Origin of the sequence: Kitasatospora hibisci, from assembly GCF_043950205.1 — a bacterium.
Taxonomy (GTDB): domain Bacteria; phylum Actinomycetota; class Actinomycetes; order Streptomycetales; family Streptomycetaceae; genus Kitasatospora; species Kitasatospora hibisci.
The window spans coordinates 7448696-7460464 of record NZ_CP171642.1; the positions used below are offsets into that span (position 1 = coordinate 7448696).

At 77.5% G+C, this 11769-nt stretch carries 8 protein-coding genes; 5 read left to right on the plus strand and 3 right to left on the minus strand.

The features are described from left to right. The first annotated feature begins 27 nt into the window (after nucleotides 1-27). The 5 genes from ACF9IK_RS32440 (at nucleotide 28) to ACF9IK_RS32460 (ending at nucleotide 4686) form a co-directional block, all read left to right on the plus strand. Entirely contained in the window at nucleotides 28-480 is a 453-nt protein-coding gene (locus ACF9IK_RS32440) for a hypothetical protein (protein WP_395297635.1), read from the plus strand. Between the two features lie 77 nt (nucleotides 481-557). Beyond that, complete coding sequence (locus ACF9IK_RS32445; RefSeq protein ID WP_395297636.1) at nucleotides 558-1295, plus strand: glycerophosphodiester phosphodiesterase; 738 nt, start codon at nucleotides 558-560, stop codon at nucleotides 1293-1295. Beyond that, on the plus strand, nucleotides 1292-2413 hold the full coding sequence (locus ACF9IK_RS32450) for a winged helix DNA-binding domain-containing protein (protein WP_395297637.1): 1122 nt from the start codon (nucleotides 1292-1294) through the stop codon (nucleotides 2411-2413). Before ACF9IK_RS32445 ends, ACF9IK_RS32450 begins: the two co-directional genes overlap by 4 nt. A 148-nt stretch (nucleotides 2414-2561) precedes the next feature. Continuing rightward, nucleotides 2562-3734, plus strand: a complete 1173-nt coding sequence (locus ACF9IK_RS32455; protein ID WP_395297638.1) for an AI-2E family transporter — start codon at nucleotides 2562-2564, stop codon at nucleotides 3732-3734. A 73-nt stretch (nucleotides 3735-3807) separates the two neighbouring features. Further along, nucleotides 3808-4686 (plus strand): virginiamycin B lyase family protein, encoded by an 879-nt coding sequence (locus tag ACF9IK_RS32460; RefSeq protein WP_395297639.1) that lies wholly within the window; start codon nucleotides 3808-3810, stop codon nucleotides 4684-4686. A gap of 51 nt (nucleotides 4687-4737) precedes the next feature. On the opposite strand, the gene ACF9IK_RS32465 is transcribed toward ACF9IK_RS32460, so the two are convergent. The 3 genes from ACF9IK_RS32465 to lanM form a co-directional block, all read right to left on the minus strand. Then, the gene (locus ACF9IK_RS32465) at nucleotides 4738-7884 is read right to left on the minus strand and encodes a helix-turn-helix transcriptional regulator (protein ID WP_395297640.1); all 3147 of its coding nucleotides are present in this window, start codon (nucleotides 7882-7884) and stop codon (nucleotides 4738-4740) included. Nucleotides 7885-8123: 239 nt separating this feature from the next. Next, nucleotides 8124-8309, minus strand: a complete 186-nt coding sequence (locus ACF9IK_RS32470) for a hypothetical protein (RefSeq protein WP_395297641.1) — start codon at nucleotides 8307-8309, stop codon at nucleotides 8124-8126. Nucleotides 8310-8412: 103 nt separating this feature from the next. Further along, nucleotides 8413-11637: a type 2 lanthipeptide synthetase LanM gene (gene lanM / locus ACF9IK_RS32475; RefSeq protein WP_395297642.1), complete on the minus strand. Its 3225-nt coding sequence runs from the start codon at nucleotides 11635-11637 to the stop codon at nucleotides 8413-8415. Nucleotides 11638-11769 lie beyond the last annotated feature (132 nt).

An 11769-nucleotide genomic window follows, 5' to 3' on the forward strand; every position in this document is an offset into this window, starting at 1 on the left:
TCCCGCCGACGAGAGGACCACCGCCCGATGCCCCACCCGCCGCTGCCGTCCACCCAGAGCGCCGTGTTCGCCGTCGAGGCGATGGCCGCCCGGCACGGCCGCGAGGTCCGTGCGAGCCACGACATCGGCCGCGACCGGACGTTCGCCGGGCTGGTCGGCGCCGACACGGCCGCCGGCGGCTCCGGAGTCGACGCGATACCCCACGAGGCGCTGCTGGAGATCGCCGGACGGCCCGCGATCAGCGTCCGCCTCTTCGTCCACGACGAGGCCGTGGTCACCGTCGACGACATCGCCTTCGACGTGCCGCGCGACAGCGTGCCCGCCTTCCTGCACTCGGTCTGGACCGGCCTGGTCCACGTCAAGCAGCGCGCCTTCCCGCCGTCCTGCACGCTGGTCGTCACCGTCCCCGGCGAACCGAGCTACCGCGAGGCCGTCACCCACCTCCAGCTGTCCCCGTGGCTCGCCGGACTGATCCGCTGAGCGCCCGCCGTCCGGCCCGGCGCCAGCCGGGCCGGGTGACCCGAAGCGCGACCGACCCGAGGAACCCCACCGCCGCGATGAACGCCGCCCGTCCGAACGCCGCCCGCCCCGCCGCCGACCTCCGCCCGGTGCTCGCCGTCGCCCACCGCGGCGACCCCTACCGGTACCGCGAGAACACCCTGCCATCCGTCGAGTCCGCGCTCGCCGCCGGAGCCGACGCCGTCGAGGTCGACGTCCGCCTCACCCGCGACGGCGTGCCCGTGCTGCTCCACGACGAGACCCTGGAACGCCTCTGGGGCGACCTGCGCCCGCTGCGCCGCGTCCCGCTCGACCAGCTGGAGGAGCTGCGCGACGGCGACCTCGCGGTCCCCACCCTCGCCGAGGCGCTCAAGGCGGTGGCCGCGACCCCCGCCGCCCGGCTGCTGATCGACCTGGACGACCCGCATCCGGCCGCGGCCACCTGGGAGGTCGTCACCGGCCTCGGCCTGGAGCACCGGGTGGCCTTCTGCGGCCCCGCCACCGCGATGCTCGCCGTCCGCGCCGCCGCCCCGCACGCCGAGATCGCGCTCACCTGGAAGCAGCCCCGGCTGCCCGTCCGCGCCCTGCTCGACGACCTGCGGCCGACCTACCTGAACCCGCCGTTCGGCCTGGTCACCGCCGAGTTCACCACCGCCGCCCACGACGCCGGGCTCGCCGTCTCCACCTGGACCGCCGACCTGCGCCGCACGATGCGCCGGCTGTGCGCGGCCGGCGTCGACTCGATCACCACCAACCGGATCGACCTGCTGCGCTCCGTCCTGGACGGCCGGCGGTGAGCCGGTCACCCGCGGCCGGCCCGCCCGTCCTGGGCGCCCGGGCGCTCGGCCGCGCGCTGCTGGCCCGTCAGCACCTGCTCACCCGCTCGACCATGACGGCCGGGGCGATGGTGCGCCATCTCGGCGGCCTCCAGGCGCAGGCCGCGCCGCGGCCGCCCTACCTCGGCCTGCTCAGCCGGCTGGACGGCTTCGCCCACGAGGACCTGACCGCGCTGATCGAGGGGCGCGAGGTGGTCCGGATCGCCCTCCAGCGCGGCACCATCCACCTGGTCACCGCCGACGACTGCCTCACCCTGCGCCCGCTCGTCCAGCCCGTGCTCGACCAGGGCCTGCGCAGCGCCTACGGCAAGCGGCTGACCGGCCTGGATCTCGACGCGCTGGCCGCCGAGGCGCGGGTGCTGGTCGAGGAGGAGCCGCTCACCTTCCGGCGGCTCGGCGCACTCCTGGCCGCCGGCCGCCCCGACCGGGATCCGGCCGCGCTCGCCCAGGCCGCGCGGTGCCTGCTGCCGCTCGTCCAGGTGCCGCCGCGCGGCGTCTGGGGCCGGAGCGGTGCCGCCGCGCACACCACCGCCGAGCACTGGCTCGGCCGCCCGCTGGACCCGGCGCCCTCGCCGGACGACCTGGCACTGCGGCACCTCGCCGCGTTCGGCCCCGCCACCGCCGCCGACCTGCAGAAGTGGTGCGGCCTCAGCCGGCTCGGCCCGGTCCTGAAGCGGCTCGAACCGCAGCTGCTCACGTTCCGCGACGAGCACGGCCGGACGCTGTACGACCTGCCCGACGCGCCCCGGCCGGACCCGTCCGTGCCGGCGCCGGTCCGGCTGGTCGCGCCCTTCGACAACCTGGTCCTCTCGCACGCGGACCGGACCAGGGTGCTGCCGGAGGAGTACCGGCCGCGGGTGATGACGCAGAACGGCATCGTGCTCGGGATCCTGCTGGTCGACGGCCTGGTCGCCGGCAGCTGGGAGCTGACGGAGGACGAGAGCGGCGAGCGCACCGTGGTGATCCGCCCGTTCGCGGCGCTGGGGCGGGCCGACCGGCAGGCGGCCGAGGCCGAGGCCGAGCGGGTCCTCGCCTTCGCCGGTGGGAGCGGGACGGTCCGCTTCGAGGAGGCGGGATAGGGCGGGCGCGCTCCTGCCGGCGCTCCTCCCGCGCTGTTCCCAGGTGCTCCGGCCGGGCGTGATCGCCCCGGGGCCGCTGCCGTGGGGCACATCGGATTCCGCATAACGGGCGATCCGTCACATCATCTGCTGAGATGGGGCGAGGAGGGTGCGATCGACCCAGGCGGAGGTGGAGATGTCGGGGGAGTCCCCGTCCGGAGGCGGTCCCGCCGAGCGCCGGGAGGACCACCGGCGGCCGTACCTGATGCTCCCGCCCGTGATCCGGGCGGCCGCCGCCTGGTCGGCCGCGGGCATCCTCCTCATCGCCGTCGCCTCCCTGGTGGGCTTCGCCCTGGTCGAGCTGCGCGCCGCCACCATCCCGGTCGCCCTCGCGCTGCTCGGCACCGCGCTGCTCCACCCCGTGATGCCGTGGATGGTCCGGCGCGGGGTCGGCCGCGGCACCGCCGCCGGGCTCACCTGCGCCCTGCTGGTGGCCGCCGTCGGCGGCGTGGTCGCCCTGCTGGTCAACTCCCTGGTGCACAGCGCCCCGCAGATCGCCTCGGCACTCCAGGAGGCCGGCGACCGGATCGCCGAGTGGCTCGGGCCGTTCGGCGAGAAGATCCGCCACGCGCTGGACAACGCCCAGGGCGAGAGCAGTGCGCTGGTCTCCACCGTCACCAACGGCGTGCTCTCCGGCCTCGGCCTCGCCACGCAGGTCCTGACCGGTGCCGTGCTGGCCTTGGCGCTGGTCTTCTTCTTCCTCCGCGACGGCCACCGCACCGGCGAGTCCATCCGTGCCAACCTCCCGCCCCGCACCGCCGAGACCGTCGTCGCCTGCGCCGGCCGGGCCTTCGACGCGATGGCCGGCTTCATGCGGGGCACGACGCTGATCGCGCTGATCGACGCCTTCTTCATCACCGTCGGCCTGCTGCTGCTCGGAGTCCCCGGTGCGGCCGGGCTCGGCGCCCTGGTCTTCATGGGCGCCTACATCCCGTTCGTCGGCGCCTTCCTCTCCGGGACGGTGGCGGTGCTGGTCGCCCTGGCCGAGGGCGGCATCGGCACGGCGCTCTGGGCACTCGGCATCGTCCTCGGGGTGCAGGCGGTGGAGGGCAACATCCTGCAGCCGCTGATCCAGAGCCGGACCGTCGAGCTGCACCCGGCCACCATCATGATCGCCGTGGTGGCCGGCGCCGGCCTCGCCGGGATCCTCGGCGCCCTGCTCGCCGTCCCGCTCTGCGCCGCCGCGGTCGGCGTGATCTCGGTCCTGCGCGGCGACGCCGGCCGCACCCGGCGCGGCGCCCGTGCCGGGCCGGCCGTGGGCGAGGCCGCGGCCGACAGGTAGTTGCCGTACGGACGGAGGCGTGGCAGGATCACTAATGCGACGGAAGTCGCAATAGTGAAGGGGTGGGTTGCGGATGGCGTTCGAGCGGTTCCAGGTGTCGGACGGTCAGGCCGGGCCGTACGGAGTGGCGGTGGGCCCGGACGGCGGCGTCTGGTTCACGCTGGTGCACTCCGGGGAGGTCGGGCGGCTGGCGGCCGACGGCTCGGTGCGGCGGTTCGGCCCGGCCGCGCCGGGGAGCGGGCCGGCGGTGATCACGGCGGGCCCGGACGGCGCGCTCTGGTTCACCCGGATGCGGGACCACCGGATCGGGCGGATCGGCACCGACGGCCGGGGATGCTCGTTCGGGCTGCCGACCGAGGGCGCCGGACCGTACGGGATCACCGCGGGCCCCGACGGCGCCCTCTGGTTCACCGAGCTGAACGCCGGCCGGATCGGGCGGATCACCGTGGACGGCGAGGTGACGGAGCATCCGCTGCCGATGGGGGGAGGCCTCCCGTCGATGATCACCGCCGGGCCCGACGGGGCGCTCTGGTTCACCCTCAACCAGGCTCATGCCGTCGGCCGGATCACCGTCGCCGGGGAGGTCGTCGTGCACCCGCTGCCCACCGCGGGGGCGGCCCCGGTCGGGATCGCCCAAGGCGGCGACGGTGCGCTCTGGTGCGTCGAGATCGGCGCCGGGCAGGTCGCCCGGATCGCGCCGGACGGCGCGGTCGTCGAGCACCCGCTGCCCGACCGGGCCGCCCGGCCGCACGCGATCGCGGCCGACCCCCAGGGCCGGCTCTGGTTCACCGAGTGGGCCGGCAACCGGATCGGCAGCCTGACCCCGGACGGCGCCTACCGCGGCTACGAGCTGCCCGTCCCGGGTGCCGAGCCGCACGGCATCGCCGTCGGCCCGGACGGCGCCGTCCACGTGGCACTGGAGATCGGTGAGATCGTCCGCCTGACGCCCTGAGCCGCGGCACCCGGAACCCGCGGCAGCCCGGCCCGGTCCACGGAACCGGCCCTACACGATTGGGCCGTCGGCGAGTTCGGCGGCGAGGTCGCAGAGGGCGGCACGGTCCGGGCGGCCGGTCTTGGCGAGCAGGCCGGCGATGTGCTTCTCCACCGTGCGCGGGGAGATGGAGAGCCGGCGGGCCAGCTGCTGGTTGCCGGGCCGCTCCGCGAGCAGGACGAAGACCTCGTACTCGCGCAGCGTCACACCGCAGCCGCGCAGCTCCGCCGGGACGGCGTCGCGGCCGCCGCGGTGCTGGGCGACGCTGGCGCCGGCGCGGCGCAGCAGGGCTCGGCAGGCGGACGCGACCGGCTGGACGCCGGTGGCGTGGAAGTACTCCTCGGCCGTGCGCAGCCAGGCCACCGGCTCGCCCCAGGCGTCGGCGAGCGCGCTCTCGGCGGTGAGCCGCAGCGCGAGGTGGTGGGCGAGCGGGAACGGCGCGGCGGTCGCGCGGGCCTCGGCGACGGCGCGGGCGGCCTCGTCCGGCTGACCCTCGCGGCCGAGCAGGACGGCGTCGGCGAAGCCCAGGAACTGGCGGTTCCAGGCGAGCTCGGCGGCCGGGGTGGCGGCGGCCCGGACCAGGTCGGCGCGGTGCCAGGTGCCGGACAGCACCTCCAGCAGGGGGTGCAGTCCGTGCCGGCCGGCCAGGTAGAAGACGCTGGGATGCTGCTCCTCCCAGGCGATCCCGGCGGCCAGTTCGGCCCTGGCGCGGCCGACGTCCTCGGCGAGCAGGGCGCCGACGGCCCGGCAGAGCCCGTGGCGCAGCGGCATCAGGAACGACTCCTCGCCGCCGGCCTGCCGGAACCGGGCCAGCTCGCGCTCCATCTCGCGGTCGCGGCCGAGATGGGCGGCGAGGGTGGCGGAGCCGAGCAGCAGATAGCGGTGGGCGCCGAGGTTGCGCAGCCGGGCGGTGGCGTCGAGGCGGTCGTCGATGACGGCGCGGGCGGTGTCCCACTCGCCGCGCAGCACGGCGTTCATGGCGAGCAGGCCGTCCAGGGTCTGGGTGAGCACGATCGCGCCGAGCGCGGCGGCGGCCTCCCGGGCGGCTTCGAGGCGGGCGCCGTCGCCGGTGCGCATGAAGGCGTTGGCGCCGAGCCGGAGCAGCGCCTGGACCCGCCAGACCGGGAGGGAGTGCGCCTCGGCGACGGCGAGCATCCGCTCCAGGCAGGCGTCGGCGTCGTCGAAGCCGCGCTCGCGCGCGAGCAGGGCGAGCAACTGCCACGCCTGGCAGGCGACCACCGGCAGACCGGCGGCCTCGGCCACCTCGGCGGCCCGGCGGGCCAGGCGCTCGGTCTCGGCGAGTCGGGCGCGGGCCGGCTGGGTGTCGGTCGCGACGGTGCCTCCGGTGCGCCCGGGCTCTCCGGCCGTGCGGGCCGTGCCGGTCTCCCCGGCAGCCTCGGCCTGTTCCGGCTGTTCGGCGCCGTCGGCGGTGGGGCCGTGGCCGGGCAGCAGGGCGAGGTGGCCCTCCACGACCACCAGGGCGGCGTCCTGTTCGGGGCGCAGTTCGGTGCCGGCCAGTGCCCGGGCGGCGGCGAGCTGGGCGGCGGCCTCGCCGGCGCGCTCGGCCATCACCGCGGCGAAGGCCAGCCGGGTGTGCAGGTCGATCCGGCGGTCGGCGGCGGGGCGGCCGTGGGCGGGCGGGCGGTCCGCGGGCGGGCGGTCCGCGGGCGGGTGGTCGGTGGGCGGGTGGTCGGTGGGCATTGGCGGCAGTGCGTTCGCCGGTGCGGCGGAGGGTATCGGGGGCAGTGCACGGGCCAGTTCGAAGGCCCGGTCCAGCTGGCCGGCCTCGGCCAGCGCCAGCAGCAGCTGCTCGACGACGGCGGCGCGGTCCGCCGACCCGGCGAGATCGTGGGCGCGTTCCAGCAGCACCACGGCCGAACCGGCGGCGCCGGTCGCCAGGGTCCGCCGGCCGGCCTCCGCGAGGTGCGCGGCGGCGCCCGCCGGGTCGCCCCCGGCCACCAGCAGGGAGGCCACCAGCTGGCGCCGCTCGTCGCCGAGCTCGGGGTCGGCCCGCAGGATCGCCCCGGCGGCGCGGCGGGCCAGGGCGGCGCGCTCGGCGGGGGCCAGGGTCGCGATGACGGCGTCGGCGGTGAGGGCGTGCCGGAAGGCGTAGCGGTCCGGGTCGGCGCCGTCCGGCACGATGACGTTGGCCTCGCAGGCGGAGCGCAGGTGGCTGAAGAGCGTCCGGTCGTCGTGACCGGTGATCAACTGGACGGTGGCGACGGAGAAGCGGCTGCCCAGGGTGGCGGCGGTGAGCAGCAGGTCGCGCACCGGCGGGTCGAGCTGGTCGATGCGCCCGCCCCAGCTGCGGACGACCGTGGTGGGGACGGCGGTGCAGAGGTCGCCGGCCACCTCCCAGCGGGCCTCGGGCCGGCGCAGCGCACCCGAGGCGATCATGTCGGCGAGCAGTTCCTCGACGAGGTAGGGGCAGCCGTCGCCGCGTTCGGCGAGCCGTTCCAGGACCGGCGCGGGTACTGCGGCGGCCTCGCTCTCCAGGATGTCCGCGGCCATCGTCCGGACGTCGGCGGGCGGCAGCGGCCGCAGCTCGGTGACGGTGGCGGCGCGGCGGCGTTCGGCGGCGCGGACGAGGTCCAGGGCCGGTCCGGGCTCCCCGCGCAGCGTCCCGACCAGCAGCACCGGCAGGCCCTCCAGGTTGTCGACCAGGTACTCCAGCACGGCGACCGTCTCGGCGTCGGTGTCGTGCAGGTCCTCCAGCAGCAGGACGCAACCGGTGTCGCGGCCGAGGACGGCGAGCAGGCGCAGCAGCGCCTCGGCGAGCTCGACCACCGTCTCCGGGTAGGCGGGCGCGGTTCCGGCGGTCGCGCGCCACTCGGGCACCAGCCGGGCGAGTGCGGGGCGGTAGGGGTCGAGCTCGGCGTCGGTGGGCGTGCCGGCGGCCCGGAAGCGCGAGGCGAGGGCTTCGACCAGTGGCCGGAACGGCGTCACGGTCAGGGTCGAGGAGCCCCGGCCGCGCAGCACCGGCAGGCCCAGTCCGTAGGCCTGGTAGGCGCACTCGCCGGCCAGCCGGGACTTGCCCATGCCGGCGTCGCCGAGCAGGAAGACCGCCCGGCCGGCCCGCTGGCGGGAGGCGGCCAGCGCGCTGCCGAGCAGGCTGATCTCGGCGTCCCGGCCGACGGTGATCGACGAAGTCGTGCGCATGGGCGCAGGCTACTTGACGGTTCGTCGGATCTGTAGTGCAGCTCATCGGCCGTAAGGCGAACGCGCCGCCATCACGGGATCGTTACCATACGATCGCATCTGCGGGAATCGGGTCCGGTTAGGGCGGGGAGGGCCCCGGCGGCGTCGGACCGGACGCGGCCGGTTCGGCCTGCCGGGCGCCGCCACCGGGAGGCTGCCCGGTCCCCGGTGGCGGCGGTGTGACGGCCCGGATCCGGGTCCTAGGCCGGGACGGTCATGGTCGGGAAGTCGAAGGCCGGTGCCGTGCCGCCGGAGGCGAGCAGCTGCGAGCGCAGGCCCAGGCCGCCGCCGGCCCGCAGGCGGATCTCGCCGGCCGGGTGGTCGAAGGAGTCGTCGGACCGGGTGTCCGGGTGCTGCCGGGTCGGCGCCAGGTCGGTGTCGTTCACGGGTTCTCCCATTCGTCGTCGGGTGGGTGGCGGTCGGAGCGGGCGGGTGGCTGCCCGCCCGCCGCACCGCCCGCCATCCTGACGGACGGCGGGCGCGGCGCGTTCAACGGGTCGGCGGGCGGGTCGGCGGGTCGGCCGGTGCACCGGGGCGCAGCAGCAGCGCGGGCGGGACGCGCTCGGGATAGCCCAGCCGCAGCAGGCCGTGGCCGATCCCGGCGAGGCCGGTGAGCAGACCCGGGTGCGGCACCTGGTCCGGGCTGCCGCAGCGCGGGCCGTCCTGGTCGAGACCGGCCAGCAGCGCGCCCGCCCGCCGTACCCAGGGCGTCCGGCCGGGCGCGGGGCGGCCGTGGCCGAGCAGTTCGAGGACGCCCAGCTCGCCGTGGCAGAGGCTGTGGTCGGGCAGGCCGGCGGCCCGGGCGGTGTTCCGGGCGGCGCGCTGCAGCCACTCGGCGAGCGGCCGCTCGGCGAGGGCGGCGGGGCTGTCGGCCACGGCGAGGGCGATGCCCGGCCGGCCTCGGCACCAGGACGACTCCCGGGCCCGGACGGCGGTGGCGGCGTGCAGGGCGGCGAGTCCGGCCGCGCGGTGCGGGCCGTCGGCGGGCTCCCCGACGGCCTCCGCGTACCGCAGCAGCGCCCAGCCGGTGCCGGCCGCGCCGTGTGCGAAGCCGGTCCCGGCGGGTGCCGGGGCGGCGGCCAGCAGCGCGGCGCAGTCGGCGGCGGCGCTCAGCGGCTCGGGTCGGCCGGTGGCGGCGTGCACGGCGAGCAGCGTGGCCAGTCCGCCGGCGGTGCCGCTGTGCACACCGGTGTCGGTCTCGCGTTCGGCGGCTGCCGCGGTGAGCGCCACCGCCGGCTCGCACCACTGCCGGATCAGCGGGTCGTCCAGGGTGCGGGCGATCTCGGTGAGCGCGTAGGCGATGCCGCCGAGCCCGGCGAAGCCGCCGGAGCCGACGGCGGCCGGCCGGTCGGGGTGCGCGGCGAGCGTGTCCAGCAGCCCGGGGACGGGCGCGAGCGCCCGGCGGGCCACCTCGGCGTAGCGGTCCGAGCCGGTGAGGGCGGCGAGTTGGGCGAGGAAGAGCGCGGTTCCGGTGTAGCCGCCGGCGAGGTCGGCGCCGAGCGGCCGGACCCGCCAGTACCGGTCGGCGAGCAGTTCGAGGCCCAGCCAGTTGGTCCGGCCGCGCCCGCCGTAGGCGGCCGCCACCAGCTGGTCGCCGACACCGCGGGCGGCGGCCAGCAGCCGCTCCGGCTCGGGGGCGGTGGCCCACAGGTTCTCCGGCGCCGGACGGCCGGGTCGGTGCGCCGGTACGGCGGCGCCGCAGGCCATCGCGGCCCGCACGATCCACTCCTGGTCCTTGCGGTCCACCCCGCCGAGCGCGGCGAGCTTGGCCTCGGCGCGGGCCAGCCCGGTCTCGGTCAGCTCGCCGGGCAGCCGGCGGCCGTCGGCGGTCCAGAGGTCGCGGCCGCCGGGGCGGGTGGTGAAGAGCGGGACGTCGCCGGCCCACAGGTCGGCGAGTTCGTGGTCGGCCAGCCCGGGGCGGCCGGGGTCGTCCACGGCGTCGGTCCGCAGCAGGTCCAGGACGGCGCCGCGGTCGGCGGCCTCGCGCAGCAGGTTCGGGTGGGTCGACTCGTCCAGCAGCCGGGCGTAGACCCGGGTGGCCCGGGGCACCACCCTGACCTCGTCCTCGGCGAACGTGCGCAGCAGGCCGCGGGGCCCGGTGAGGTCGTCCCGGCCGTCGGCGAGCGCCGTGTACCCGGCCCGGAACCCGGCCACCAGGGCGTCGGTGTGGTCGGCGGGGTCGACGACGGCGCCGTCCAGCCGGGGGCGGTTGCGGGCCTCGCGGAACGGGCGGGGCCGCCGGACGAGCCGCATCTCGTCCGTGCCGGCGCCGGCCCAGTCGACGCCCTCCACCGGGGAGGTGGTATGCAGACCGCCACCGATGCCGGAGACGTCCACCGCGCCGGCGTCGCCCAGCAGCAGCTGCGGCAGCAGGCCGACCCGGTGGACCGACTCCTCCAGTGCGCGGGCCGCCGGGTCCGCCGTCGGGCCGGCCGGGGAGGGCGGGTGGAACAGCGTCTCCACGTCCACCAGCACCGGCTGGTCCGCGCAGGCGACCACGTTCTCGACGTGCATGTCGGTGCCGTCCAGCACGTGCAGCAGCGCCAGCAGCGCGCCCTGGCGCCGGTAGAACCGCTCGACCTCGAACCCGGTGCGGCAGGGCCGGAACCCGGCGAACTCCGTCCAGCCGTAGCCGCCCCGGTCGACCAGCCCGAGCGCGCGCAGCCGGGGCACGCCGGGTCGGCTGTTGTACCAGCCCAGCAGGGCGTTGAAGTGGCGGTGGGCCGCGGGCGGGCGCGGCCGGTGGACGACGGAGGCGCCGTCGGCGAAGTGCAGCACCGCGACGGCCCGGCCGTGGCGGTGGCGGTCGCCGGCCTCGGTGTCGACGGCCACCAGCGGCCCCGGGTCGGTGCCGCGCAGCAGGTCGGAGACCAGCAGCGGTCGGTCGGCGAGGAGTCGCAGGAGCAGTTCGGCGTAGGCGTCGGCGGCGTCCAGACTGGTCCGGGCGAGCAGCCGGGCGAGAACCGGGTACGTCCGGAGCAGGGCGGCGAGGCCCTCGCGGCGGGCGGTGAGGGCGACGAACGAGCGGAACCGATCCTGCGGGGTGCCGCCGCGGAGCCGGCCGGCGGCCCGGGCGGTGTGCAGCTCCAGCACCAGCGTGCGGGCGGCGATCCGGGCGAGGCGCTCGGTGAGCCCGGTGGCGAAGGCGGCCCGCAGGGCGGGCAGGTCGAGGTGGACGGCGAGGTTGGCCGCCGCGCTCCGGTCGGCGGGTGAGGCGGGGCCGGTGCGGCCGGGCGGGGTTGCGGCGGGGCAGAGGGCGGCGGACAGCCGGACGAGCGCGCGGTCGGCGAACGGCGCCAGGACGAGGCCGAAGCCGGTCAGGCCCGGGTACGACGTCTTGGGGACGACCGCCCGGACCGGCGCCGTGGCGACCGCGGCCTCGGTGAAGGCGGCCCAGTCGGGGCGCCCCTCGGGACGGGCCTGGCCCGGTGTCAGGGCCGGCTCCCACCAGGCGGACGGGGCCGGCCCGGCCACACGGAGCCGGGCCGGGCCCGTCCGCCCGGCGCCCCCCGCCGCGTCGGGGGTCGATACCGCGGCGGGGGCCGGGGCGGAGGCCCCGGTCGGGGCCGGCACGGTGGCCTGGACCGGGGCGTCGCCGGGCATCGGAGCGTGCGGGGTCGCGGTGGCCGCGGTGGGTACCTGCGCGACCGGGCCCTGATCCGGTGCGCGGCCCCCGTCGGGGCGCGCGCTGCGCACGGCGCTCACCTCTGCCACCACCGCACCTCCGATGCCGGGAGAGGGCGGCGCTGCCGTCGAAGTCGCTGCCCTCGGTGCTGAATCCTTGTCCTGCCGGGGCCGTCGGGGCATGGGGGACTCGCCCCCATCTTTGTGCCGTCCGGCCCGCAT

Excerpts from the sequence above, each read along its gene's own strand:
- ACF9IK_RS32440 (WP_395297635.1), top strand. The coding sequence starts at position 28 with ATGCCCCACCCGCCGCTGCCGTCCACCCAGAGCGCCGTGTTCGCCGTC.
- ACF9IK_RS32445 (WP_395297636.1), top strand. The coding sequence starts at position 558 with ATGAACGCCGCCCGTCCGAACGCCGCCCGCCCCGCCGCCGACCTCCGC.
- ACF9IK_RS32460 (WP_395297639.1), top strand. The coding sequence starts at position 3,808 with ATGGCGTTCGAGCGGTTCCAGGTGTCGGACGGTCAGGCCGGGCCGTAC.
- ACF9IK_RS32465 (WP_395297640.1), bottom strand. The coding sequence starts at position 7,884 with ATGCGCACGACTTCGTCGATCACCGTCGGCCGGGACGCCGAGATCAGC.